Below are 26004 nucleotides of genomic sequence, written 5' to 3'. Positions count from 1 at the left end.
TGGGCGCATGCACAATAGCCGCCCATGCTGCCGACACCCTTCCACTTTCCCGCGCTGGATGTCCCCACCCTGCTGACCGTCTACCAGATGGTGGCAACCCTGATGATGTTGGTCACGGTTGGCGGCGCCTGGGGAACGCGGGGCCGTTACGGCATGTGGTTTTGGGCAGGCGCCTTTGCCAGCGTCGCGCTGGCCCAGCTTGTACGCAGCTGGCTGCTGGCCGTGGCGCCCCCCAGTCTGCTGACCATGACGGTCGGCCATATCGGCGGCGTGCTGTCCAGCGTTTTGGTGTTGCTGGGGGTGCGCGCCTTCCTGGGTCTGCCGCTGCGCTGGCAGCCTGCGGCCTTGTTCGCCGGCTTGGTCGCGTTGGGCTCGGTGAGCGCCTTGACCCTGGGTCAGCCGCTTTGGGTCTCGCTGTCTTTGACCTTGAGCGCCAGCGCCTTGCTGCGCTGCTTCGCACTGCGGCACATTTTCCGTGCTTGGCGCGTCCAGGGGGGCTTTGCGCTGAGCTTGATGCTGCTCGTGCTGGGCCTGTCGGTGGCGGCCCACGCCCTGCGCGCCCTCACCTCAACGCCGGGTTTTGCAGGCTCGTCGGAGCATGCCGTCGCCACCAACAGCGTATGGCTGCTGGTTTTCATCGCCTTGCTGATTGCCCAGGCCTTCGCCGTGCTACTGCTGCTCAATAGCGAGCTGCAACGCAGCCTCTGGTCGATGATAGAGATCGACCCCTTGACCGGCCTGCTCAACCGGCGCGGCCTGAAGAACCGCGTCGGCCGCCTGCGTCAACGCGGCGCCGGCGACAAGGCCGAGCTCGGCATGGTGGTCGCGATGATTGATTTTGATCACTTCAAAGACATCAATGATCGCCACGGTCACGCCGCCGGCGACGCCGTGCTGCGCGGCCTGGGCAGACTGCTGCTCAGCCATGTGCGGCCCAATGATCTGGCCGTGCGCATGGGCGGGGAGGAGTTTGCGGTGGTCTGGCAAGAGGTCAGCGCCGAGGACGCGGTCAAGCTGGCCGAGCGCCTGCGCCTAAGCGTCGCCGACGAGATCTTCAGCACCGAAGCCGGCGCCATCCAATGCACGGTCAGCATTGGCATTGCGATGCCGCGCAGCCAGGATGAAGCCGTCGACGACCTGCTCGGCCGCGCCGACGCCGCGCTATACAAGGCCAAACGCGAGGGCCGCAACCGGGTCGAGCGGGCCTATTGAGGTGCAGTGAGGCGGCTTGAATCGCCGTCTGCCGGGGCGCGATAACCGGCCGAAAGCCCCGGCTCATCGGCGCTTTGTCAATTTGGGGCCACCCTATCATCACGGGAACTAACGCTCCACAGACCCTCGCCATGCACAGCCCCTTCCCCTCCGCGTCCAGTTTGCCGGGCCGCAGCGTGCGGCGCAGCTTCAAGGCGGGCATTTCGCTGCTTGGGGCCGCGCCCGCCTTGGCATTGAGCCTGCTTTGCGCCCTGACGCTGAGCGCCTGCGGCGGCGGGGGTGGTAGCGCCGACAGCGGCGGCAACACGAATCCCGGCACCACGCCCCCTGGCGTCACGACCTTCACCGTGACGCCCACGCTCAACGGTGTCGCGGCTCTGGGAGCGCCCCTGACCAATGCCCAGGTCAAGGTGATGGACGGCAACGGTGCGGTCGTCGGCTCAGCCAGCACCCGCCCCAGCGACGGCTCCTACAGCCTGAGCCTCAGCAACAAGGTCTTGAAGGCGCCGCTGCTGGTGCAAGTCAGCGGCATTGACGCGGCCGGCAACCCGCAGGTGTTGCATTCGGCCGTCCCCATCATGGACGCGGCCAAGCCGGCCATGACGGCCAATATCACGCCGCTCAGCAATGCCATCGTGGCCCTGGCCTTGGGCAGCGACCCGCAGCCGGTGTTTGCCAGCTCGGCGGCCAGCGCGGCGGCGATGGCCGCGCCCGCAGCTTCGGCCGCCAGCGCGGCCGGCGAGTTCGTCAAGAGCATGATCAAAACCCAGCTCAGCGACCTCAAGTTCACCAACGCGGCTGCGCTGGACCTGCTCGGCGATGCCAGCTTTGCGGCCGACAAGAGCGCGCAAGATCTGCTGCTGGAATCCTTGCGCGTACAGCTGAGCAAGAACAACAAGGGCGTCGAGCAACTGCTGATCAGCAACAAGCTCAGCACCAGCCCCACCCCCGAGGTTCAGGTGAGCTTGGCTGCGGCGCAAACCGAGTTGCTCAAAACCACCGGCGGTACGCCGGCCACGGCCATCACCTCGACGCTGAAGCTGGCCTCGACCGCCAAGGCGACGCTGGACAATCTGCCCCTGCTGGACGAGTTGGCCAAGGGTCTGAACGCCTTGATCTCGCAGGGCAAGACCGCCGCTGACTTCAAAGCGGCCGCCCAGCTGAGCGCCTACACCCAGCACAACAGCGGCGACAAGGACGCCATCGCCGCCAAGCTGGCCGACTTCGCAATCAAAAAGGGCCAACTGGGCCGCTTCATGGTGACCGGCTGCGCCGATGACGCACTGCTGGTGGGTCTGTGCAAAAAGGTGCTGGTGTCGGCCAATGTCAGCGATGCCAGCGGCGCTTTGCTGGCCCAGTTCAGCGATGCCGTTTCCTTCACCAAGGGTGCCAATGCCACCACGCCGGGCCAATGGGGCCTGGTCGGCAATGGCAAGGGCTTTGCCGTCAACGTCTACCCGGTCAGCGTGATCCACTTGGGCAACGACGGAGCGGCCATTGCGGCAGGCGCGGCCGGCTCCGCCCCCAACCCCTGGGTCGGCATCCAAGTCGCCATTCAAGGTCAGAGCACGACGGCCACGCCGACCAAGCTCATGGACACCGCCACCGTGCAGCTGCAGAGTGGCTACAGCATTCCCTTTGCCTATTGCAGCCGCAAGCTCTTGTGTCTGTCCGATACACCGGGCGCCACCTCGGTCAAGCCCACCGGCAGCATCACCGAGCTGGTCCTCAAGCAGTCGGCCCTGGGCTGGCTGGGCAGCGCCGAAAGCCAGCGCGGCGCCAAATACACCGCCAGCTTCACGCTGGATGACAAGCCCTTGGCCGAAACCCGGGTCGCCTATTTGCCGGCGGATGTGCCGACGGACGCCCCGACGGCACGCTTCCCCGCCATCGACGGCTTGAGCAGCGGCAAGCCGCTGACGGCCGAGGCCATCCGGGCCGGCTTGACGATCAACTTCGCCGCTTGGGCGGCCGCCAACCCCGATATGCGCTTGATCAGCGTGCGGGTCTTGTTGGTCGGCTGGATCTTGCCCTTGTTCGTCGACACCGAGCCACCGAATGCACCGCTCACCACCTTGACGCTGACACCGGTTGCTCTGCCCAACTCCGCCACCGTCTCTGCCGAGGTCTGGCTCGGCGCACAAGACTCGGCCGGGCGGCGTTACTACACCCGCTACGCCTTGCCGACGCAGTAAGCAGGGGAGGCCTGGGCCGTGATCGCGGCAGGCCCTAGAAATACGTTTATGCTCAGGCCCGGAAGCCTGACCTAACGCCCCATGCACACTCTCCGACAGCAGCTCGTGTTGACCACTGCGGTGGTGTTTTCGATCGCCACGCTGGTCATCTTGGTGGCCGCGCGCTGGATCGTCGCGGGCGCCATGGCGCAAGAAACCGCCCGCGCCGGAGAACGCAGCGCCTCGCTGCTGTCGGCATCGCTGGCGCCGATGTTGGCCGAGTCCGACCTGGCCTCGATCGAAGAATTGGCCCAGGCCCTGGTGCAGCGCGGCGACTTCAGTTACGTGCAAATCAGCGATGCGCGAGGCACCAAGCTCGCCAGCGTAGGGCCGGCGCAAGGCAGCGATGCACAGGGCTTTGTGCGCGATCTGCGCATGGGCGCACGAGTCTACGGCCAGGCCAGCTTTGGCATCGCCCGCACCGGCGAACGCCAGGCAGCCCAGCAGGTGCAGTGGCAGTTGCTGGCGCTGTGCCTGGGCACGCTGCTGCTGGCCGCCGCCTCGCAAGTGCTGGTAGCGCGCCTGCTCACCAAGCGGCTGGAGGCCTTGCGCGAGGGTGCCGACCGCATGGCCGCCGGCGAACCCAATGTGCAGATCGAGGCGAGCGGCAGCAACGAGCTGGCGCAACTGGCCGGCGCTTTCAACCAAATGTCGAGTGCGCTGTCCGAGCGTTTCAAGGCGCAGCAGGCCGCCGAGCTGTCTTTGCAGCAGGCCAATGAGGCGCTGGAGCAGCGCGTTGCGCAGCGCACCGAACATCTGGAACAAACCCTTGCCCGCCTGTGTCAAACCCAGGACGAATTGGTCGAAGCGCAAAAGCTGGCCTCGCTGGGCGCCTTGGTGGCAGGCATCTCGCATGAGCTCAACACGCCGATCGGCAACGCGGTGACGGCCGCCTCATCACTACAAAGCCTGATGAAAGACACCGCGCAGCTGGTGCAAGCACAGCAGGTCTCGCGCCGGGGCCTGAGCGAAGCGCTGCACAGCGGCGAGCAGATGGCCGGCTTGGTCTTGCGCGCGACGCAAAAGGCAGCGGGCTTGATCAGCAGCTTCAAGCGCGTGGCCGTCGATGACAGCAGCCAGCATCGCCGCAAGTTCGATCTGCGCGAGGTTTTGGAGGATTTGGTCTTGAGCTTTGGCCCCGGGCTCAAGCGCAGCCAAACGCGGGTCGAGCTGTTGGTACCGCATGGCATCGAGCTGGACAGTTATCCCGGGCCGCTCGATCAGGTGATAGGCAACTTGATTCAAAACGCCGAGCGCCATGCTTTCAACGGCCAATTGGGCGGGCTGGTGCAGATCAGCGCCCAACAACTGGGCGAGCGGGTCGAACTGCAGGTACGTGATGACGGCCAGGGCATGACGGTCGAGTTGCAGACACGCATCTTCGAGCCCTTCTTCACGACCAAGCTGGGCCAGGGTGGCTCGGGCCTGGGCCTGTCCATCGTGCGCAATATGGTCGGAGGCCTCTTGGGTGGTCACATCAGCGTGCGCAGCGCGCCTGGCCAAGGCTGCTGTTTCAATATCAACATCCCCTTGGCCGCGCCGGCCAGGCCCATGTGAATCGGAGCTAGGGCAATGCCTGTTGACCCACGGTATTTACATCGCCGCAACTGCTTGGCTTGGCTGGCGGCCTTCAGCGCTGGCAGCAGCGTTTTCGCTCAGAGCAGCGCCAGCAGCGACCCTAGCCCCATCGTCTTTGGCATGGTGCCCTACCTGCCGGTGCAACAGTTGGTGCGCCTGTATGAGCCGGTCGTGAACTTGTTCGAGCGAACTTTGAGCAAACCCAGCCGCCTGGCCTCGGCGCCGGACTTTGAGCAGTTCATCGAGCGCGCCCGGCGCGGCGAGTTTGACCTGGTCGGCGCTTCACCCCATGTCGCGCGCATCCTGCACCGCGAAGCGGGTTTCTTGCCCCTGGTGCGCGCGACTGCGCCGCTGGAGCCGCTGCTGATCGTGCCGCTGGACAGCCCGATCAAGCGCTTGCAAGACCTGCAGCAGCAAGCGGTCTTGATGGCCGACCCATTTGCCGTGCATGCGCTGATCGCCCTGCGCGAGATGCGCGACCAAGGCTTGGTGCCGGGGCGTGATTTCAAACTGCTGGTGGCCGGCACCCAGCGCAATGCCGTGCAGCGCATGCTCAAGGGCGACGCGGCGGCCGCCGTCGGTTCGGCTTCCACCTTGGGCATCTTGCCGGCTGAGCTGAGCGGGCGCTTTCGGGTGCTGCTGCGCGCACCCAAGGGGCTCACGCCCATGGCCTATATGGCACATCCACGCCTGCGGCCGCAACTCGGGCGCCTCAAACAAGCCCTGCTGGCCTTCCCGGCCACACCCGAGGGCCAAGCCATGCTCAAGGCCGCTCAACATGATGGCTTGGTCACCTTGACCGACGCCGAGTTGGCCAGCGTGGATCCGCTGGTGGTGGAGTTTTACAAGCAGCGCGGGGCGGCTTGAAGGCAATTCAAAAAAAAACGCGCCGCAGCGCGTTTTGTTCAATGGGTGGCAGGCGACTAGCGGCTTACTTCAGCAGGCCCTCGGCCTTCATCGCGGCGATCACCGCCGGGCGCGCCGCGACACGGGCGCGGAAGGCCACCAGATTCGGGTAGCCGGCAACATCCACGCCCACGTATTGACCCCAGTTGCTGACCACAAACAGATAGGCGTCGGCCACGCTGAACTGCTCACCCATCAGGAACTGCTTGCCTTCGAGCTGCTCATTGACCCAGGCAAAGCGCTCGGCCAGCTTGGCCCGCACCTGCGGCTTGTACTCTTCGGTCGTGGCGGGGTTGAACAGCGGCGAAAAGCCCTTGTGCAACTCGGAGGTGATGAAGTTCAACCATTCCTGCAGGCGGTAACGCGCCATCGTGCCATTGGCCGGCGCCAGGTTCTTGTCAGGCGCTTGGTCGGCAATGTATTGGACGATGGCCGGGCCTTCGGTCAGGCGCTCGCCATTGTCCAGCTCCAGGACCGGCACCGAACCCTTGGCGTTGATGGTGTAGAAGTCGGTGCCATCGGCGAGCTTCTTGGACTTGGTACTGGCCAGCACCAGCTCAAACTTCAGGCCCGCTTCAAGCAGGGCAATATGCGGCGACAGCGAGCAGGCACCGGGACTGTAATAGAGCTTCATAACGGGGATTCCTTGCGGGTTGAATAACTGAGCAAGCGTACGCCGAAATGAATTCACCCGCATGACGTCGCCCTTTCGCGTTTGAGCTAAGCAAGCTCACATCGGAAATTGGGGTCAGGTTCATTCGGAAATTGGGGTCAGGTTCATTTAATTCCCCCCAAAAAATGAACCTGACCCCATTTTCAAACGTGCAAAATTGACACAGGACAAGACGCTATCCGAGCCGTGAAAGTAGATTGATGTTTTTGCAAAACCCAGCACCAAGCCTCTATGAAAACTGATCTGTCCACAAGGCTGAAGACGCTGGGTTGGAAGTGGCAATTGGTATTGCTGGCCTTGCTGCTGGGTTTGGCGGCGCTGGCTTGGCGCAGCTGGCGCGGCCCGGAGGTCACGACGAGCACGGTGCTGCGGCGCGACTTTGTGCAGTCGGTGGTGGCCAGCGGGCGCGTGGAGACGCCGCACCGCGCCGATATCGCGGCACAGATCACCGGCACCGTCGCGCGCGTGCCCGTCGCACAGGGCAGCCAGGTCGCAGCAGGGGACTTGCTGATTGAACTGGAATCCACCGAGCTGCGCGCCAACCAGCGCCAGGCCGAGTTGGCGGTGCAGCAGGCCTTGGCCCGCGTGCGCCAGGTCGGGGAGCTGCAAGCGCCGGTGGCCGAGCAGCAGCTGCGACAGGCGCAAGCCAGCTTGACGAATGCCAAATCGCAGCTGAACCGGCAGCAGGCCTTGTTCGAGCAAGGCTTTATTGGCGAGGCCGCCCTGGAGCAGGCTCGCACCACGCTGGCCTTGACGGAAGCGCAATGGCGCTTGAGCCAAAAGCAGAGCGAGGCACTACGACCCAGTGGCAGCGACGCAGCCCTAGCCGAGGCGGCGCTGGCGCAAGCGCGGGCCAGCGCCGAAGCAGCGGCCGCGCGTGCCGCCTACGCCCGCATCAAGGCGCCGGCCGCCGGCACGCTGATCGGCCGCAAGGTGGAGGTCGGTGATGTGGTGCAGGCCGGCAAGGTCTTGATGACGCTGTCGCCGGCCGGGCGCACGCAGCTGGTCTTGAGCATCGATGAGCGCAATTTGCGCCTGATCGCGCCCGGCCAGCCGGCGCTGGCGTCGGCCGACGCTTTCCCAGACCAGCGCTTTGCGGCCAAGCTGGTCTATATCAACCCCGGCGTGAACGCGCAGACCGGCGCGGTCGAGGTCAAGCTTGATGTGCCCGCGCCGCCGCCCTATCTGAGCCAGGACATGACGGTGTCGGTGGACATCGAGGTGGCACGCCGCCCGCAGGCCTTGCTGCTGCCGCTGGCCGTCGTGCGTGAGCCTCAAAGCGCCGCGCCCTGGGTGCTGCGTGTGGGCGAGGACGGGCGGGCGCGCCGCCAAAACGTGCGCCTGGGCCTGCGCAGCGGCGGCTATGCCGAGTTGCTGGACGGCCTGGCCGAAGGCGATCGTCTGGTGCTTGCGGCAGAGCCGGTGAAGGACGGCGCCCGGGTACGCAGCAAGGCGGACGCGCCCACCGCCAAGCCCGGCAGCGCCGCCCTGCCCGCCGGTCGCTGAAGGCCCGAGCGCCATGGCCCGTCCCCTGCCCTCCGCCTTGCCTTTCGAGTGGATCGTCGCGCTGCGCTTTTTGCGTGAAGGGCGGCTGCAGACCTTGTTCATCATCATCGGTGTGGCGATTGGCGTGGCGGTGATCGTGTTCATGTCGGCCTTGCTGTCCGGGCTGCAGGGCAACTTCATCCGGCGCGTGTTGACGGCGCAAGCGCATATTCAGCTGCTGCCGCACCAAGAGGTGACGCGCGCGCTGCGGCCGGCCAGCCCGACCGAGCAACCGGGTGCCATCATCCAGCCGCCGCTGCAGCGGCTCAAGTCGATCGACCAATGGCAGGCAGTGGCCACCCAGGTGCGCGCCACGCCGGATGTGCTGGTGGTGTCGCCGCTGACCAGCGGCTCGGCCCTGGTGCTGCGCGGCAGCGCCAGCCGGGCGATTTCGGTCAACGGCATCGATCCCGATTTGTATTACCGCATCGTTGATCTGAACGACAAGCTGGTGCGCGGGCGCGCCGATCTGGGCGGCACCGACATCTTGATCGGCACCGATCTGGCCACCGATCTGGGCGTAGACATCGGCGACAAGCTGCGCCTCACGACCGCCAACTCGGCCAACGCAGACGCCAGCACCTTGACCATCATCGGCATCTTCGACCTCGGCAACAAAGGCGCCAACCAACGCAGCACCTTTGTGGCGCGCCATACCGCGCAAAGCCTGCTGGGTCTGCCCGGCGGCGTCACCAGCCTGGATGTGACGGTGCGCGATGTCTACGCGGCCGAAAAGATTGCGCAGTCGATCGAGGCCAACACCGGCGTGCAGGCCGACAGCTGGATCAAATCCAGCGCTCAATTCTTCTCGGCCGTCAGCGCACAGACCACGGCCAACACCGCGATACGCTTTTTCGTCGGCCTGTCGGTGGCCTTTGGCATTGCCAGCGTGCTGGTGGTGGTGGTGGTGCAGAAGTCGCGCGAGATCGGCATTCTGCGCGCGATGGGCATTTCGCAAGCGCAAATTCTTCGTGTCTTCTTGCTGCAAGGCGGGCTGCTGGGCTTGGGCGGCTCGCTGGTAGGCAGCGCCGTCGGCGCGCTCGCCTTGTGGCTGTGGCAGATCTATGCACGCAATGCCGACGGCACGCCGCTGTTTCCGCTGGAGTTCGATCCGAAGCTGTTCGGCGCTGCGCTGCTACTGGCCACGCTGACGGGCCTGATCGCCGCTTTTGCGCCGGCCCTGCGTGCGGCAAGACTTGACCCCGTGGTGGCCATCCGTGCTTGAAATGACGACAACATCCGAGGCCGCCGAGGCGGTGGTGGTGCAGCTGCAAGGCGTGCGCAAGGTCTTCAACCCCGGCACAGCCATCGCCACCGAGGTGCTGCACGGCATCGATCTGAGCCTGCACAAGGGTGAGTTCTGCGCGGTGATGGGGCCGTCGGGCTCGGGCAAAAGCACGCTGCTCAATATCGTCGGCCTGCTGGACCGCCCCAGCAGCGGCAGCTTGGCGATCAACGGCGAAGAAACCACCCAGTTGGACGACCGCGCGCTGACCCGGCTGCGCGGCCACAGCATTGGCTTTGTGTTCCAGTACCACCACCTGATCAGCGCTTTCACCGCGCTGGAAAACGTGATGATGCCGATGTTGGGGGCGGCCGGCTTCCCAAACGCCGAGATGCATCAGCGCGCCTTGGAGCTGATCGCCAGCGTCGGGCTGACGCCTTGGCAAAACAATATGGCCGGCAACTTGAGCGGCGGCCAGCAACAGCGCGTGGCCGTGGCGCGCGCGCTGGCCATGAAGCCAGCCCTGCTGCTGGCCGATGAACCCACCGGCAACCTCGACAGCAAAAGCGCCGATGCGGTGTTCGAACTACTGCGCCGCGTCAACCGGGAGCAAGGCACGGCCATCCTGTTCGTGACCCATAACCCTGAATTGGCGCAGCGCTGCGACCGCACGATTCAGGTGATAGACGGCTTGGTCAGCGGCTAAGCGCTAGCCGCTCAGGCTTCTTGCTCGGGCACGAAAATCCACAACAAAATGTAGACCAGCACGCCGGAGCCGGCAAACAGCGCCAGCACCGTCAGCAGCAAGCGGCAAAGCCAGGACTCGATGCCGGTCAGCTTGGCGATGCCGCCGCAAACGCCACCGATCCAGCGGTCGTCAATGCTGCGCCGCAGCTCATTGATGCCGCCCGTTGCGGCGTTGCCCGTGGCCCGGTAGCCCGACGCTGACCCCGACGAGGCAGGCCCCGCACCGCCCAAGAGACGCTCTTTGGCGCGCGCGAATTCTTCGGCGGTCAAGACACCGCGCTGATGCAATTCAGCCAATTTATCCAGCTCGATGCTGTCAGACATTGCTTGCTCCTATAAAGTGATGGGCATAGCTTAACGTGAGGCCTGCACGGGCTGTTTGCAAGTTGCGACGAACTGCAGTTTGGCCCGCCTGAACTTGGCAACAGAGCACAAGATGTGCTCCCACAATATGGCCCATGACGCTGAAGTCATCGCTTATGCTTCTGCCGATATGCTGCTGCCGATGAAACCCGCCCTGCGCCGCCTGCTGCTCATCGCCGCCCTGCTCGCCAGCGCCGCGCTGGCCTGGCTGCCGCAGCTGGACGCAATGGCAAGTGAGCGGGTCGACGCGGGCTTGAAGCGTGCCTTGATCACCTTTGCCAGCGCGCGCACCCTGAATGCGGTGATCTCGACCTTGCAGGAAACAACGCTGTCCTTCCAGCCACTGGGTATTGGTGTGACGCTGGCGCCCGGCCAAGCGCTCGACCCGATCAATGACCTGGTCGAGCAGTTCTCGACGCTGATGCTGGCAGCCTCGGTGTCCTTCGGCGTGCAGAAGGTGCTGATCTCGGTCGGCGGCAACGCCTGGGTCAGCGCAGCGCTGACGCTGACTGCGCTGGGCGTGAGCGGGCTGCTTTGGCGAGGTCGGGCGCTGCCCCGCTTTGCCAGCGCAGTGTTGATCGGGCTGCTGGTGCTGCGATTCACCGTGCCACTGACCATCCTGGGCAGTGATCTGGCCTTCAAGCAGTTGCTGGCCGAAGACTACCGATCCAGCCAGCAAGGCATCACCAACACGGCCAGCGAGTTAGGGCGCCAAGCCGCTTCCGCCAGCCAAGCAGGCGCCGCAGCAGCCCATGAGTCGACCTTGGACAGGCTCAAGCACGCGGCCACGCTACCGGACGTGCGCGCCTATGCGGAGCGCATGCAGTTGGCGGCGGACCGCGCCGTCAGCGACTTGATCCGGCTGATCGTCAGCTTCTTGATGCAGACCTTGGTGTTCCCGCTGCTGCTGATGTGGCTGATGCTGAGTCTGGCAAAGCAGGCAATGCTGGCTGCCGCTAATCGGCCCAGTCCACCCGCCATTCAACGCCGCTAAGCGCCATTCGCCGCTTAGCCTTCGCAGCGCCATACGACGCTGCCCATAATCCGCTCCAGCTCAGAATAGCTCTGAAGATACTGGAGGACGGATATGAGATACCGAAAACAACTGCTGCACCGAGCCGCGTGCGCCGGGGCGACCTTGGGCCTGGCGCTCAGCCTCGCTTTTGCCGGCAAGCCCGCTGCAGCGGCTAGCGCGCCTAGCAAGAGCATCACCAGCCCCTGCCGCATCGAGGGCATGCCCAATGAGCTGCAGTGCGGCAGCATTCAGCGCCCGCTGAATCCGGCCGAGCCGGCTGGCACGCAGATAAGCATCCACTTCCTCGTCGTACCGGCGATGGCGCGCAACAAGCAGCCCGATCCGGTCTTGATGCTGGCCGGCGGCCCCGGCCAGAGCGCGATTGCGGTGGCCCCCATGATGATGAGCCGGCTGGCGCGGCTGAATAACCGGCGCGACATCGTCTTCATCGACCAGCGCGGCACCGGCAAATCGGCGCCGCTGCAATGTGCCGATGAACGCGAGCTGCCCTTCGAACAGGCGCTCGATGCGAGCGCACAGCTCAAGCGGCTGGAGACCTGTCGCCAAGACCTGGCCAAGCTGCCGCACGGCGATCTGCGCTTTTACTCCACCACCATTGCGATGCAAGATTTTGAAGCGGTGCGGGTGGCTCTGGGGGCTGCGCAGTGGAATTTGATCGGCGCCAGTTATGGCACGCGGGCCGGGTTGGAGTATCTGCGCCTGTTCCCGGTGCAAGTGCGGCGCACCGTGCTGGACGGCGTTGCGCCGCCGGACATGGTCTTGCCTGCCAGCTTCTCGACCGACGGCCAGGCCGCGCTCGATGCCAGCTTGCGGGCCTGTGAGAAAGAGCCGGCCTGCGCTCAGCAGTTCCCGCAGCTGCGTCAGCAATGGGCCGGCCTCTTGCACAGCATGCCGCGCCAGCTCAGCGTTAAGCACCCATTGACCGGCCAAGACGAGCGCTTCACGCTGAGCCGCGACATGCTCTTGCGCAGCGTGCGCCTGCCGCTGTATGCGCCGGCGCTGACGTCCGCCCTGCCCGCCGCCATCCACGCCGCCGGCGAAGGGCGCTTTGAAAGCTTGATGGGCTTGAGCGGCGCATTGGCGAGCAGCAAGTCCAGCCGGCTGGCGATGGGCATGCATTTCTCGGTCGTGTGCGCCGAGGATGTACCGCGCCTGGACAAGGCCGGCGACCCGCCGGGCGCAGACTTTGGGCGCGGTGACGCCCAGCTCTACACACAGGTCTGCAAAGATTGGCCGCGCGCGCAGATCGCGGCTGAGTTCTTCAGCATGCCGCCGGCCCCCTCGCCGGTGCTGCTGCTCAGCGGCGGCGCCGACCCGGCCACGCCGCCACGCCATGGCGAGCGCGCAGCCAAGGCCTTGGCAGGCGCTAACCCCAAGCTGGTACAGCACATCGTCGTGCCCGAGGCCGGCCATGGCGTGATGGGTGTGGGCTGCATGCGTGAGCTGCTGTTCCGCTTTATTGACGCCAAGACCGATGCGCTGGCGCTACCGCAGGACGCGGCCTGCGCCAGCAAGATCCCGCGCCCCGGCGCCTTCCTGCCAGTGCAGGCCAGCAAGGTTCAACAGCCATGATCCGCATAGAGAACGTCAGCAAACAATTCATCGCCAAGAGTGGCGGCTCCTTGCTCAAGCGGCCAGCCAAGCTGTTGGTGCAAGCGGTCAAATCGGTGACGGTGGACGCGCCCGATGGCCGCATCACAGGCTTGCTCGGCCCCAACGGCGCCGGCAAGACGACCACGCTGCGCATGCTCGGCGGCTTGTTCACGCCGGACAGCGGCAGCATCACGGTAGACGGCATCACGGTGGCCGAACAGCCGCGCCAAGCGCTGGCACGCATGGGCATTCTGGGCGACGCCCATGGCCTCTACCCGCGCTTGTCGGCGCGAGAGAACATCATCTACTTCGGCCGTCTGCAAGGCATGGAAGAAGATGCGGCGAATGCTCGCGCCGAGGCCCTGGCCGAGCTCTTGGAGATGACCAAGATCCTCGACCGCCGCGCCGAGGGCTTCAGCCAGGGTGAACGGATGAAGACGGCGCTGGCCCGAGCGCTGGTACATGACCCGGCGCATATCGTGCTGGACGAGCCGACCAATGGCCTAGATGTGCTGGCCACGCGGGCCTTGCGCGAGGCGCTGCGCCATCTGCGTTCGAAAGAAGGCGGCAGCAAATGCATCATTTTCTCGACCCACATCATGCAAGAGGTGGAGCAGCTGTGCGAGCACGTCGTGATCGTGGCGAATGGGCGCAGCGTCGCCGAGGGCTCGGTTGAGCAGTTGCTTGAACAAGCCGGCGAGCGTAAGTTCGAAGACGCCTTCGTCAAGCTGGCCTTTCACCATGAACCAACGGGAGCGGCGGCATGAGCACAGCAGCAAGCATGAGCAAGAATTTCTGGATCGTTTTTGTCAAGGAAGTGCTGGATGCGCTGCGCGACCGCCGTACGCTGCTGCGCCTGATGGTGCCGGCCGTGCTGATGGGGCCGCTGCTGCTGTTGGCGCTGTCGGGCTTTATCTCCTCGCTGGAGGAGCGCGCCGACAAGCGCGAAGTGATGGTGGCCGGCATCGAGCATGCACCGAGCCTGCGCAACTATCTGGAGCGCCAGACCTACACCATCAAGGCCGCCCCGGCCGACTATGAGGCTCAGTTGCGCAATACCAAGTTGCTGGAGCCGGTGCTGGTGATCGGCAAAGACTTTGAGAAGGAATTGCTGACCGGCCAGCAGCCGACCGTGGAGTTGGTCAGCGACAGCGCCAACCAGCGGGCCAGCACCGGCCTGGGAGGCCTGGGGCGCTTGCTGGGCGGCTTCAACCGCGAGCGCGCGACGCTGAATATGGCACTGCGCGGCGTCTCGACCGAGTTGCTGCAGCCGGTCTTGGTGGAAGAGCGTGACCTGGCCAGCGCCCAGGCCCGCGCCACCCGCATCACCAGCATCATCCCGATGTTCATCATCATGGCGGTGCTTTACGGCGCGCTAACGGCCGCGCTCGACAGCACCGCCGGCGAGCGCGAACGCGGCTCGCTGGAGCCTCTGCTGATGAACCCAGTGCAACACCTGGCCCTGGTGCTGGGCAAATGGGGCGCGGTGGCCTTGCTGGGCCTGTTGGTGGCGCTGCTGGCCAGCCTGAGCTTCATCCCGGCGCAATGGCTGCTCAGGAGCGATAGCTTGCAAGCGATGTTCCAGTTCGGCTGGTACGAGGTGTTCGCCTTCTTGCTCTTGCAGCTGCCGCTGGCGGCGGGCCTGGGCGCGGTCTTGATGGCCATGGCGATTCGCTCCAAGACCTTCAAAGAGGCGCAGGCCGGCAGCGGCTTGATCGTCACGCTGGTGGGCTTGGCGCCCATGGTCAGCATGCTCAACCCCGGCGGCGACGCAGCCTGGTATTTATGGGTGCCAGGTCTTGCTCAGAACACTCTGATGATGCTGGTGCTGAAGGGCGAGGCCTTGAGCTGGGCGCAAGTGATGCCGGGAGTCTTGGTAGGCGCGACCTTGACGGTAGGCTGTTTACTCTTCGTCGCCAAGTCCATGCGCCTGGCCGTAGCCGGACACAAAACGTAGTTTCAGCGAAGACTAACTTGTACCCAAGTTAGGTCGCAGCTAAATAGTCCTGAGGACTCCTTGTGCCTGCGCAGGGCCGGCAGACTGGGGCCGCTGCAGTTAGGGTCGGTTTCGCCAGCTATTTACTTGCCCCGCATTTTTACCCATGCGCATAATGCAACGACGCTTTGAGGGCTTAGGCGCGCCGCGTCGGTCCGGACTCATGCATCGGAGACGCGCATGGAGAAATGCAAATTAGCTCGACACCGGCGGTCAGCGCTGACACTGGCGCTGCAGCTGTGCGGACTGCTGCTTGGCGGCTTTGCGGCCGGACCGCTCAGAGCGCAGGCCGCGCCCGAGAAACCCAGCTACAGCGTCTATATCGTGCCGCAATTCCAGGCCGCCGAGATTCAACGTATCTGGGCGCCCCTGCTGGAAAAGCTTGGCCAAGAGGCCGGCCTGCAACTGACTCTGAAGCTGGTCAAGGACATCCCCGCTTTCGAGGCCGAGCTGGCCAGCGGCCGCCCGGACTTTGCCTATATGAACCCCTATCACCAGTTGCTGGCCCATGCTGCGCAGGGCTACCGGCCGCTGCTGCGCGACAGCAAAATGTTGAAAGGTCTGCTGCTGGTGCGCAAGGATGACCCGATCAAGTCGGTGCAAGACTTGCAAGGCAAGGAGCTGGCGTTTCCGGCCCCGAACGCGCTGGGCGCCTCGCTCTTGATCCGGGCGCAGCTGGCCGAGGGAGAGGGCGTGCAGATCAAGCCCATCTATGCCAAAACGCATTCCAATGCCTACCGCTTGACCCTGGTCGGCAAAACGGCGGCCAGCGGCGGCCTGCGGGGGACGCTGGACAAAGAGCCCGAGGCGGTGCAGGCAGGCCTGCGCGTGCTGATGGAAACCCAAGGTGCCGCGCCCCACCCCTTCAGCGCCCACCCCCGGGTGCCGGCCGCACAGGCGCAGGCCGTGGCGGCGGCGATGCTCAAAATGTCCGCTGATCCGGCGCTGCAAGCTCTTTTCAAAGACATCCCAATGGCCAAGCCGGTCGCGGCAGACTTTGAGCGCGATTACCGTCCACTGGCGAAGTTACGGCTCGAAAAGTACCTCAGCCAAGATTCGGACTGAATGAGCCAAGGGCTGTACTCCGGCATGAAGTTGCGACGCATGTGGCCACGGCGCTTCAAGCACCAACTCGCACTGGTGATGAGTTTGCTGTTGATTCTGGCGCTGGCCATGCTCGGCGGCTTCACCGCCCTGCAACAAGAGTCGCGCGCCCGTGGCGCCGTCGAAGCGCAGGCCAAGCTCTTAGCCCGCAGCCTAGGTGAGGCGGCCACCAATTTGATACTGATCGGCAGCCTTGACGGGGTCGAAGCGTTGGCCTTGTCCTACGCGACGATGGGCGATGTGCGGCGGCTGAACGTCTTCAGCCCGCAAGGTCAGCCGCTGACCCAGGTCGTCCACGAGGCAGGCCAAAGCCCACAGGCCAGCTTTGCGGACCCACTGGGGCAGCGGCCCTTGCCCGCGGTTCAAAATCCACAACTCTCCTTGGACACCGAGCGCGCCATGCTGACGGTCTGGCAGCCTGTGCAGACCGATGAGCAGTTGCTCGCCTGGATACAGCTTGACTATGATTTGAGCGACTTGCGTCGGCAAAGCCTGGCGATCTGGCGCAATACGGCGCTGGTGGCCTTGCTGGCGGTGCTGCTCTGCTATCCCCTGTTGATGCTTTTTTTGCGTCGTCCAATGGAAAGCGTTGACGAGGCCCGCCGCTTCGCGGTTGAGTTGGCCGATGACGTCGGCACCGCGCCACTCAGGCTTGAAGGCCCGCTGGAGATGCAAGACCTGCAGCGAGCGCTCAATGATGCGTCGATGCTGCTGCAGCAACATCAGATCGTGTTGACCGACGGCATCCAGACACACCGAGAACAAGCCAAACAATTGGCGGCGCAGAACGACAAGCTGGGCGCGATTTTCACCAACAGCCCGGACGGCCTGCTCACCTTCAACCGCGCCGGCAAGGTCGAGTTCACCAACCAAGCTTTTCTGCGCATGACCGGCCTGCGTGAAGATGAGGTCTTAGGTCAGGATGACTTGGGGCTGGATGCCAAACTGCGAGAGCTGGCGGTAGAAGGCTGCGATTTTGCCGGCCTGGCCGCCAGCTTCGGGCCGAACCGGCAAGGCCTGACCCTGAAAGGAGAGCCTCCCAGAGTGCTGGCCATCAGCGGGCGCCAGACAACGGCGTCTTCGGTCAGCTTGGTGCTCTACATCAGCGACGAGACCCGGCAGCACGAACTGGACCGAATGAAATCGGAGTTCCTGACGCTGGCGGCCCATGAGCTGCGCACGCCGATGGCCAGCATTTTCGGTTTCGTCGAGCTCTTGATCCACCGCGAATTCAGCGATGCCAAGCGCGCCGACATGCTCAGTCGCATCCATCGACAAAGCAAGCTGATGATCAACATCCTCAACGAGTTGCTGGACCTGGCGCGCATCGAGGCGCGCGGTGCCAGTGAATTCAAGTTCGAGACCTTGGATCTGGCCGAGTTGGTCACGCAGGTCTTGAGCGATTACCTGCCGCCGCAGGGGCGCGAGCGGCCGCTGTTCGAGCCTTCAGCGCAGGCGATGCCGGTCCATGTGGACCGTCAGAAGATGCAGCAAGCGCTGCTCAACACGCTCTCCAATGCCTACAAATATTCGCCCGGCGGCGAGCCGGTGTCGATAGGCCTGCTGGTGGACGAGCCGGAAGACGGCCGCGTTCATTACGGGGTCGAAATCAGGGACCACGGCATTGGTCTATCACCCGCGCACCTGGCCCGCATGGGCGAGCGTTTCTTCCGCGCCGACGCGTCCGGCCACATCCCCGGCACTGGGCTGGGTGTCAGCATCGTGCGTGAATTGCTGGAGCTGATGGGTGGGCGGCTGCAGATCGAGAGCGAGCTCGGCCAAGGCACTTGCGTGACCCTGTGGCTATGAAGGCATCAATGCAAGCCCAGCGCCCGCCGTACTTCGCACTGCCACGGCAGGGCGTGAACGATCTCGTTCAGTTGCCGCGCCGACTCCATAGGCGCCAAGACTTGCCCTGCACGGTTGACGAACTGCAGATTGGTGATCAAGGCCATCGGGTCGACCATCGCCACCAGACCCGCCGGCAGACTGACCCAATCCCAGGCCACGCCCGCGATGGCTTGGCCATCTGCCCCCTGCCAAAGGGTTTGCCCCATGGCCGGGTGTTCGGCGTCGCCGGCGACCAACACCTGCGTACTCAAATGCGCCAATTGCAAACTGGGGGCGTGCTGGGTTTCACACAAAACTCTGGGCCATGCGTACACAATCCAAGCAGGAGTCATATTTTTGATATAAGAAGTGAACTACGCTGAACAAGCGCGGGCAAGCTGAAGCCAGTGTGCAAGCTGAACCGTTGTTTCACCAGCTGTAAACCTTGTCAGGGAGACAACGGATGGGCTTGGCAGCCAATTGGCGCTAAGCTGGTATGGAGGGAGGCATTCGATGTTAGACGGGCGATACCAATCGGTGCTTGAGGCGGGCAACCGGGCTGTGTTCACCAGCGAGCTGGAGCACTTCACCAAGGCCATGGGCTTTGACAATTTCTCCGCGATGACGGTGGTCGACCACTCCTTGGGGAGGTCTGATTTCATCAATGTTGACAATTGTCCGAGCGGCTTTCGGGCGGCGACGGACAGCCCTCAGCTCGCTCAGCGTGATCCTGTCATGCAGCATTGCAAACGGCAAAGCGTACCCATTGTTTGGGATCAGCAAACCTATGTGCGAAGCAATGCAGCCGAACTCTGGGAGGCTCAGGCTAGGTTTGGCTATCGGACGGGCATTGCGCTTGCCCTGCACTTACCTGAGGGTAGGCACTTTGTTCTCGGCATGGAGCGCAGCGCGGCCTTGCCATCAAACACCACAGAACTGACTCGCTTGGTTGCCGATTTACAGCTCTTTGCAGTTCACGCGGCGGACTCAGCACTGCGCGTGCTTTTGCCACCAGACCAACAAATAGATCGACCCCATCTGACTCCCCGCGAATTGGAAGCCTTGCGCTGGACCATGGACGGTAAGACCGCATGGGAGGTGGGCACAATTCTGAGCATCAGCGAGCGCACCGCCGTGCTGCACCTGAGCAATGCAATGCGCAAGTTGAACTGCAACAACAAGCACCAGGCCGTCCTGAAGGCGATGCGGCTGGGCTTGATTCGCTGACCGAACCGGCGTCGCCCTGTCAGAGTTGACAGTTACCAAAAGCCATTGACTCTGCTGCAATCACTCTGTGCCGATCGCACGCAAACCACAGAATCGGAATCAGCCATGCAAAACCAACAATCTCAGTCCTTGAATTTCCCCGCAACCTCTGACCAGGGCCCAGTGGAAATAGATGCGCAATTGCTGCACTCCATCAGTGGCGGCACTTCTTCGGGAACTCCAGAAACTCAAGGGGCTCCAACGGATCCCTTGCCGAAGGGTTCGTGGTAATTCCCAAGCATTCACCGTCATCGCGCTTGATCCAGGAGAAATGGGGCTGATGGCCCCACCAACCTGATGCTCTTCCGCCCCGAAGCCATCCAAGGCCAACAACAAGCCTGGCTGGGCAGCATTCAGCTGCTGCGACCACTCTCGCTCAAGGTCTTGAGCCTTACCGCCGTCACGGCGGTGGTGGCCGTGGCCATCTTTCTGAGTCAGGCCGAATACACCCGCAAAGCGCGCGTCAGCGGCTATCTGCTACCCGACCGCGGTGTGCTGCGGGTCAGCAGCGCCCAAGCGGCGACCGTGCTGGCGCGGGAGGTCAGCGAAGGCCAGTCGGTCAAGGCCGGCGATGTGCTGTTTGTGCTCAGCCTGGACAGCGCGAATCAAAGCGCCGAGGCCATCGCCAAGAACCTGACGGCTGGCCAGCAAAGCCTGCAGATGAGCGCCGAGCATCAGCGGCAGTTAGCACACACTCAGCAGCAAACACTGACGCTGCGAAGCAAAGGTATTGAGCGCGAGCTGAGCTTGCTGAAGGCCGAGGCCGGCTTGCAGCAGGAGCGCCAGGCGCTGGCCGACGCCGCCTTGGCGCGGCTGGAGCAGCTCAGCCGCGAGCAATTCATCTCTGCGGCCCAGGTGCAGGCCAAGCGCGAGGAGGTGCTGGGCCTGCGCGCCCAGGGCCAAGCGCTGGAGCGGCAGCGCGAGACCTTGCTGCGTGAACAAGCGGCAACCCTGGCCGAGGCGCAGCAATTGCCGCTGAAAGAGCAGGTGCTGCAAGGCGTGATTGAGCGCGACAGCGCCGAGCTGAATCGCCTCGGCTTAGAAACCGAGGGCAAGCGCCGCTTGGTCTTGCGGGCACCGAGCGACGGCGTTGTCGCCACGCTGCAGGCCGAGCCGGGCCAGAGCGTCAACGCCGGCGCCGTCTTGGCCAGCGTGTTGCCGGCGCAGGCGCAGATGCTGGCGCAGCTGTACGCACCATCCAGCGCGGTCGGTTTTGTGCGGCCGCAGCAGGCAGTGAATCTGCGCTATCAAGCCTTCCCCTACCAAAAATTCGGCAGCCAAAGTGGTCGCGTTTTGCAGGTCTCACGCACGCCGCTGACGCCGGCCGAGCTGGCCTTGCTGAACCTGCCCGCCGCCCTCAGCCAGGGCGCGCAGAGTGAGCCGCTGTACCGCATCACCGTCGGTCTCGACCGCCAGACCGTCACGGCCTATGGCCAGGAGCAGGCCTTGAGCGCCGGTATGCAGTTGGAAGCCGATGTGCTGCTGGAGCGGCGGCGCCTGATCGAATGGATTTTTGAGCCCTTGTTGAGCCTTGCCCGCCGTGTCTGAATCGCCGAACTTGATTGAGCGCCTCCATCTCGGGTGGCGCGGCCGCAGCCGCATGCCGCTGCTGCTGCAAACCGAAGCGGCCGAATGCGGTCTGGCTTGCTTGGCCATGATTGCCAGCCACCATGGCCGCCAGCTCAATCTCGCGCAGATGCGGGCGCGCTTTTCGCTGTCGCTGAAGGGTGCGACCATGGCAGATTTGGTCCGCATGGCGGCCGATCTGGGCTTGAGCAGCCGCGCGCTGAGGGCTGAGCCGGCACATTTGGCGCAGCTGCATTTGCCGGCCGTGCTGCACTGGGATTTCAATCATTTTGTCGTGCTGGCCGAGATCCGCGGTGACTTCGCCATCATTCACGACCCGGCTCATGGCCGGCGCCGCCTGCGCCTGACCGAACTCTCGCGCCACTTCACCGGCGTGGCGCTGGAGCTTCGACCGAGCCACAGCTTCGCGCCGCAAGCTGCTGCGCCGCGCCTGCGCTGGCGCCAGCTGTTCGGCCACATCAGCGGGCTCAAACGCGCCCTGCTGCAGATTCTGGGCCTGGCCTTGGCGCTCGAGATGCTGGCCCTGCTCTCGCCCTTCTTACTGCAATGGGTGGTGGACGGCGTGCTGGTCAGCGCCGACCGCGATCTCTTGGTGACCCTGGGCCTGGGCTTTGGCCTGCTGGTGCTGCTGCAGGTCGGCGTCGGCGCGCTGCGCTCCTGGGCGGTACTGTATCTGTCGGCCTCGCTGAATGTGCAGTGGCTGACGCAGGTGTTCGGCCATCTGCTCAAGCTGCCGCTGGCCTGGTTCGAGAAGCGTCATATCGGCGATATCTGGTCACGCTTCGGCAGCGTGCAACTGATTCAGCGCACGCTCTCGACCCGCTTTGCCGAGGCGGTGTTGGACGGCCTGATGGTCATCCTCACTCTAGGACTGATGTGGATCTACAGCCCGCGTTTGAGCGGCTTGGCGCTGCTGGCGGTCGCCGCCTATGCGCTGCTGCGCTGGGCGTTCTTCAAGCCGCTGCGCGAGGCCTCGGAAGAAGCGCTGGTGCATGAAGCCAAGCAGAACAGTCACTTCCTCGAATCGCTGCGCGGCGCGCAGGCGATCAAACTGTTTAACGCGCAGGCCGAACGCAGCGCCGCCTTTGCCAATCTGGTGGTTGAGCAGATGAATGCCGGCATCGCGGTGCGCCGGCTCGACCTCTGGATGGACGTAGGCCACAAACTTTTGTTTGGGCTTGAGCGGGTCGCCATCATCTGGGTCGGCGCTCTTTTGGTACTGGAGCGAGAGCTGTCGGTCGGCATGCTGTTCGCCTTTTTGGCCTACAAGGAACAGTTCACGCTGCGCCTGGCCGGCTTGATCGACAAGGGCGTGGAGCTCAGCATGTTGCGCCTGCAGGGTGAGCGTCTCGCCGACATCGTGCTGACGGCACCCGAAGCCGATGCTGGACATACGGCCCCGGCGCCTGACAGCGAAGGCAGCCTGACTTTGCACGCTGTGAGTTTTCGTTATGCAGACGGCGAGCCGGCGGTGCTCAGCGACTGCAGCTTCAGCGTTGCAGCGGGCGAATCGGTCGCCATCGTCGGCCCCTCGGGCTGCGGCAAGACCACGCTGCTGAAGCTGCTGCTGGGTATTCACAGCCCGCTGGCCGGTGAAATCCGCGTTGACGGCGTGCCGCTGGCACAGCTCGGTCTGAGCGCCTGGCGCGCGCGCATCGGCACGGTGATGCAGGATGACCAGTTGTTCGCAGGCAGCATCAAGGACAACATCGCTTTCTTCGACCCCGATGCCGACCTGAAGTGGGTCGAGGAATGTGCGGAAAGAGCCTGCGTGCTGGCCGACATCAAGGCCATGCCCATGGGCTTTCAAAGCTTGATTGGCGATATGGGCAACACCCTGTCGGGCGGCCAACGCCAGCGTGTCTTGTTGGCACGCGCCCTCTACAAACGACCCCAGTTCCTGTTTCTGGATGAAGCGACCAGTGCCCTCGATGTGGCGCGCGAGCGCGAGGTCAATGCCTCGCTGCAAGCCTTGAAACTGACGCGCATCGTCATCGCGCACCGCCCCGAAACCATCGCGGCGGCGGAGCGGGTGATCAGGCTAGAGGCTGGCCGAGCGGTGCTTTAAGGATGCTCTGCACAACTCAGCGCGAGTGGGTGCAGTGCGGATCGGGATGGGCTGCAAGGCGCGTTTTGCAGCCAATAGCAGTAGCTATTGGCAAGAAATGCAACGCCGCAGACCGCACGAGGCCGCGTTAGCACACGCCGCGAGGAGTTGTGTAGAGCATCCTCAACGCCGGCTATGGCCGGCATCGATTTTGCCAACTGGACGCTGGTGCTCGCTGAATTTAGAGTCCAGCTATTGATACCCCAACAACAATAGCAAGGGCAGAGCAACCATGGCCAAGACCGCAAGCTTCGGCGTCCTCCATCTCGGCACTTCTTTTGGTGTCACCTACACCTTGACCGGCAATATCGCCATCGCGGGCGCCGTGACCTTTATCGAGCCGCTGGTCAACACCGTGATGCATCACTTTTTTGAGAAGTACTGGGGCCACCCTGCTTTGCTGGCCTGGTGGGCGCGCCGCGGCCGCCCCTCGGAAGTGGTCAACCCGGCTTGATCGGAACACCTTCGTCTGGGCGGGACAGAACTCAGGGCGCCGTCTGCTCTTCCATCCACCCCAGCCAGCGCATCGCTTGCTCACGGTTGTCGCCGCACATCAGCTCGGACGGCTGCAGTGAACCGCACACCGCCGGCCGCTCGGGGCGGCCAAAAATCTTGCAGCGGTTCGCCTCGTCGAGCTGCACGCAGCGAACGCCGGCTGGCTTGGAGATGCCATTGACAACCGGCATGCCCGGGATGGGCGAGCTGATGGACGGGGCGATGCAGCAGGCGGCGCAATGATCTCGGCATTTCATCGCGCAATTGTCCGTCCAGTTGCAGCGGCAGACCGGCACTTATCCACAGCCCCGCGTAAAATCTGCGGCTTGCCCGCGCGCGCGTCTTCCGCAGTGCAAAGAGGCTGAGAACTTTTGTAGCGAGCGGGCGTCAGGCTAGGCGGGCGGAGCGCAGCAACCGGAATGTACTTCCTGTACATGAGGATTGCGAGCATCCAACCAACGACGCATGGCGGTCGCGCAGTAAAAAGTTCTCAAGCTCTGAGGCCACTTTTTTCAAGGCAAACCCACTCATGCAATACCCCAAGGAATTCGACGTTATCGTGGTCGGCGGCGGACATGCCGGCACCGAGGCCGCGCTGGCCGCCGCCCGCATGGGCTGCGCCACACTGCTGCTGACCCACAATATCGAGACGCTTGGGGCAATGAGCTGCAACCCCTCGATCGGCGGCATCGGCAAGGGCCACTTGGTCAAGGAAGTCGACGCGCTGGGCGGCGCGATGGCGGCGGCCACCGACGAGGCCGGCATCCAGTTCCGCATCCTCAACGGCTCCAAAGGCCCGGCCGTGCGCGCCACCCGCGCCCAGGCCGACCGGGTTCTGTACAAGGCGGCAATTCGCCACAAGCTGGAAAACCAGCCCAATCTGTGGCTGTTCCAGCAGGCGGTGGACGACCTGCTGGTCGAGTCGGACGGCCAGGGTGAGCGGGTCGTCGGCGCCGTCACGCAGATGGGTCTGCAGTTCCGCGCCCGTGCTGTCGTGCTGACGGCCGGGACTTTTCTCGATGGCCGCATCCATGTCGGCCTGCAGAACTATGCCGCCGGCCGCGCCGGAGACCCGCCGGCGATCAGCCTGTCGGCGCGCCTCAAAGAATTGAAGCTGCCGCAAGGCCGGCTGAAAACCGGCACGCCGCCGCGCATCGACGGCCGCTCGATTGATTTTTCGAAATGCGAGGAGCAAGGCGGTGACCTGAACCCGCTGCCGGTCTTCAGCTTCATGGGCAACGTCTCGCAGCACCCGCGCCAAGTGCCCTGCTTCATCACCCACACCTCGGCGGCGACTCACGCAATCATCCGCTCCGGCTTCGAGCGCAGCCCTATGTTCACCGGCGTGATCGAGGGCGTCGGCCCGCGCTACTGCCCCAGCATCGAGGACAAGGTCAATCGCTTCGCCGACAAAGACAGCCACCAGATCTTTCTGGAGCCCGAAGGCCTGACAACGCACGAGTACTACCCCAACGGCATCTCGACCTCCCTGCCCTTCGACATTCAGCTCGCCGCCGTCCGTTCGATCCCCGGCCTGGAAAACGCCCACATCATGCGGCCCGGCTATGCGATCGAGTACGACTACTTCGACCCACGCGGCCTCAAATCCAGCTTCGAAACCCGCGACATCCAAGGCCTGTTCTTCGCCGGCCAGATCAATGGCACGACCGGCTACGAGGAAGCGGCCGCCCAAGGTCTGTTCGCCGGCCTGAATGCCGCACTCCAAGTACAAGGCCGTGGCCCTTGGTTGCCGGCCCGGGACCAGGCCTATCTGGGCGTCTTGGTTGACGATCTGATCACCCAGGGCGTGACCGAGCCCTACCGCATGTTCACCAGCCGCGCCGAGTTCCGTCTACAACTGCGCGAAGACAACGCCGATATGCGCTTGACCGAGATGGGCCGAGAACTCGGCCTGGTGGACGATGCACGCTGGACTGCTTTCAACCGCAAGCGCGACGCTGTTTCACGTGAAACAGAGAAGCTCAAAGCGACCTGGGTTCACCCGGCCATCCTGCCCGCCGCCGACGCCGAGCGCCTGGTTGGTAAGGCCTTGGAGCGCGAATACAACTTCATCGAGCTGCTGCGCCGGCCCGGCGTTGTCTACGACACCTTGGCCGAAGTCGCCTCCATTGCAAGACCGGAGTCGACTGTTTCACGTGAAACAATCAGCGCCGAGTTGGGCGACACCCTGGCAGCAGCGGTGATCGAGGCGATCGAAATCAGCGTCAAGTACGCCGGCTATATCAACAAGCAGGTTGACGACGTGGCCCGCGCCGCGAATTACGAACACCTGAAGCTGCCCGCCGACCTCGACTATTCGCAGGTCAGCGCCCTCTCCTTCGAGGCGCGCCAGAAGTTAAACAAGCTCAAGCCCGAGACCCTGGGCCAGGCTTCGCGCATCTCGGGCGTGACGCCGGCTGCCATTTCCTTGCTGCTGGTTCACCTGAAGAAGAAGCGCTTCAAGGGCTTCGGCGCCGAAGAAACAGCAGTGACTCCCAGCGCCTGAC

At 64.2% G+C, this 26004-nt stretch carries 22 protein-coding genes; 18 read left to right on the top strand and 4 right to left on the bottom strand.

The window, feature by feature from the left end:
* The first annotated feature begins 24 nt into the window (after positions 1-24).
* The 4 genes from PRZ03_RS11415 (at position 25) to PRZ03_RS11400 (ending at position 5891) form a co-directional block, all read left to right on the top strand.
* On the top strand, positions 25-1212 hold the full coding sequence (locus PRZ03_RS11415) for a GGDEF domain-containing protein (protein ID WP_273600405.1): 1188 nt from the start codon (positions 25-27) through the stop codon (positions 1210-1212).
* 131 nt (positions 1213-1343) lie between these two features.
* The gene (locus PRZ03_RS11410; protein ID WP_273600404.1) at positions 1344-3407 is read left to right on the top strand and encodes an Ig-like domain-containing protein; all 2064 of its coding nucleotides are present in this window, start codon (positions 1344-1346) and stop codon (positions 3405-3407) included.
* 81 nt (positions 3408-3488) lie between these two features.
* Positions 3489-5003: a sensor histidine kinase gene (locus PRZ03_RS11405; protein WP_273600403.1), complete on the top strand. Its 1515-nt coding sequence runs from the start codon at positions 3489-3491 to the stop codon at positions 5001-5003.
* 15 nt (positions 5004-5018) lie between these two features.
* Positions 5019-5891 carry a phosphate/phosphite/phosphonate ABC transporter substrate-binding protein gene (locus tag PRZ03_RS11400; RefSeq protein ID WP_273600402.1) on the top strand — a complete coding sequence of 291 codons (873 nt, stop codon included), beginning with the start codon at positions 5019-5021 and terminating at the stop codon, positions 5889-5891.
* A gap of 64 nt (positions 5892-5955) precedes the next feature.
* On the opposite strand, the gene gstA is transcribed toward PRZ03_RS11400, so the two are convergent.
* Entirely contained in the window at positions 5956-6564 is a 609-nt protein-coding gene (gene gstA / locus PRZ03_RS11395; RefSeq protein WP_263532731.1) for a glutathione transferase GstA, read from the bottom strand.
* A 270-nt stretch (positions 6565-6834) separates the two neighbouring features.
* Between gstA and PRZ03_RS11390 the strand changes: the two genes are divergently transcribed.
* Genes PRZ03_RS11390 through PRZ03_RS11380 form a run of 3 tightly spaced genes read left to right on the top strand, consistent with a single transcriptional unit; the run spans position 6835 to position 10079 of the window.
* Entirely contained in the window at positions 6835-8109 is a 1275-nt protein-coding gene (locus tag PRZ03_RS11390; RefSeq protein ID WP_263532732.1) for an efflux RND transporter periplasmic adaptor subunit, read from the top strand.
* Between the two features lie 13 nt (positions 8110-8122).
* On the top strand, positions 8123-9373 hold the full coding sequence (locus tag PRZ03_RS11385) for an ABC transporter permease (RefSeq protein WP_273600401.1): 1251 nt from the start codon (positions 8123-8125) through the stop codon (positions 9371-9373).
* A 1-nt stretch (position 9374) separates the two neighbouring features.
* Entirely contained in the window at positions 9375-10079 is a 705-nt protein-coding gene (locus PRZ03_RS11380; RefSeq protein ID WP_273600400.1) for an ABC transporter ATP-binding protein, read from the top strand.
* A gap of 11 nt (positions 10080-10090) precedes the next feature.
* On the opposite strand, the gene PRZ03_RS11375 is transcribed toward PRZ03_RS11380, so the two are convergent.
* Positions 10091-10444: a PspC domain-containing protein gene (locus PRZ03_RS11375; RefSeq protein ID WP_273600399.1), complete on the bottom strand. Its 354-nt coding sequence runs from the start codon at positions 10442-10444 to the stop codon at positions 10091-10093.
* Between the two features lie 127 nt (positions 10445-10571).
* On the opposite strand from PRZ03_RS11375, the gene PRZ03_RS11370 reads away from it, so the two are divergent.
* The 6 genes from PRZ03_RS11370 (at position 10572) to PRZ03_RS11345 (ending at position 18021) form a co-directional block, all read left to right on the top strand.
* The gene (locus PRZ03_RS11370; RefSeq protein ID WP_273600398.1) at positions 10572-11477 is read left to right on the top strand and encodes a hypothetical protein; all 906 of its coding nucleotides are present in this window, start codon (positions 10572-10574) and stop codon (positions 11475-11477) included.
* A 93-nt stretch (positions 11478-11570) separates the two neighbouring features.
* The gene (locus PRZ03_RS11365) at positions 11571-13091 is read left to right on the top strand and encodes an alpha/beta hydrolase (protein WP_273600397.1); all 1521 of its coding nucleotides are present in this window, start codon (positions 11571-11573) and stop codon (positions 13089-13091) included.
* Positions 13088-13879, top strand: coding sequence for an ABC transporter ATP-binding protein (locus tag PRZ03_RS11360; RefSeq protein WP_273600396.1), 792 nt, complete (start codon positions 13088-13090; stop codon positions 13877-13879). The genes PRZ03_RS11365 and PRZ03_RS11360 overlap by 4 nt, the downstream gene beginning before the upstream one ends.
* Positions 13876-15069, top strand: a complete 1194-nt coding sequence (locus PRZ03_RS11355; protein ID WP_273600395.1) for an ABC transporter permease — start codon at positions 13876-13878, stop codon at positions 15067-15069. Before PRZ03_RS11360 ends, PRZ03_RS11355 begins: the two co-directional genes overlap by 4 nt.
* Before the next feature lie 219 nt (positions 15070-15288).
* Positions 15289-16173, top strand: a complete 885-nt coding sequence (locus tag PRZ03_RS11350; protein WP_273600394.1) for a phosphate/phosphite/phosphonate ABC transporter substrate-binding protein — start codon at positions 15289-15291, stop codon at positions 16171-16173.
* Between the two features lie 24 nt (positions 16174-16197).
* Positions 16198-18021, top strand: coding sequence for a sensor histidine kinase (locus PRZ03_RS11345; RefSeq protein WP_273600393.1), 1824 nt, complete (start codon positions 16198-16200; stop codon positions 18019-18021).
* A 5-nt stretch (positions 18022-18026) separates the two neighbouring features.
* On the opposite strand, the gene PRZ03_RS11340 is transcribed toward PRZ03_RS11345, so the two are convergent.
* Complete coding sequence (locus PRZ03_RS11340; RefSeq protein WP_263532741.1) at positions 18027-18395, bottom strand: DUF4902 domain-containing protein; 369 nt, start codon at positions 18393-18395, stop codon at positions 18027-18029.
* Positions 18396-18555: 160 nt separating this feature from the next.
* On the opposite strand from PRZ03_RS11340, the gene PRZ03_RS11335 reads away from it, so the two are divergent.
* The 4 genes from PRZ03_RS11335 (at position 18556) to PRZ03_RS11320 (ending at position 23456) form a co-directional block, all read left to right on the top strand.
* A complete protein-coding gene (locus PRZ03_RS11335) occupies positions 18556-19269 on the top strand; it encodes a helix-turn-helix transcriptional regulator (protein ID WP_273600392.1) in 714 nt (237 codons plus the stop codon).
* 336 nt (positions 19270-19605) lie between these two features.
* Positions 19606-20856: an HlyD family secretion protein gene (locus PRZ03_RS11330; protein ID WP_273600391.1), complete on the top strand. Its 1251-nt coding sequence runs from the start codon at positions 19606-19608 to the stop codon at positions 20854-20856.
* Complete coding sequence (locus tag PRZ03_RS11325; protein WP_273600390.1) at positions 20849-22963, top strand: peptidase domain-containing ABC transporter; 2115 nt, start codon at positions 20849-20851, stop codon at positions 22961-22963. The genes PRZ03_RS11330 and PRZ03_RS11325 overlap by 8 nt, the downstream gene beginning before the upstream one ends.
* A 271-nt stretch (positions 22964-23234) precedes the next feature.
* Positions 23235-23456 carry a DUF2061 domain-containing protein gene (locus PRZ03_RS11320; protein WP_263532745.1) on the top strand — a complete coding sequence of 74 codons (222 nt, stop codon included), beginning with the start codon at positions 23235-23237 and terminating at the stop codon, positions 23454-23456.
* Positions 23457-23487: 31 nt separating this feature from the next.
* Here PRZ03_RS11320 and PRZ03_RS11315 read toward each other — a convergent pair whose 3' ends face one another.
* Entirely contained in the window at positions 23488-23754 is a 267-nt protein-coding gene (locus PRZ03_RS11315; RefSeq protein ID WP_263532746.1) for a YkgJ family cysteine cluster protein, read from the bottom strand.
* 272 nt (positions 23755-24026) lie between these two features.
* On the opposite strand from PRZ03_RS11315, the gene mnmG reads away from it, so the two are divergent.
* Positions 24027-26003 carry a tRNA uridine-5-carboxymethylaminomethyl(34) synthesis enzyme MnmG gene (gene mnmG / locus PRZ03_RS11310; protein ID WP_273600389.1) on the top strand — a complete coding sequence of 659 codons (1977 nt, stop codon included), beginning with the start codon at positions 24027-24029 and terminating at the stop codon, positions 26001-26003.
* Position 26004: the final 1 nt, after the last annotated feature.

It is taken from the genome of Roseateles albus (assembly GCF_028595345.1).
GTDB classification, from domain to species: Bacteria; Pseudomonadota; Gammaproteobacteria; order Burkholderiales; family Burkholderiaceae_C; genus Paucibacter_A; species Paucibacter_A albus.
The sequence above is the reverse complement of the archived record's forward strand: the minus strand, read 5'-3'. Positions and strand labels throughout refer to the sequence as shown.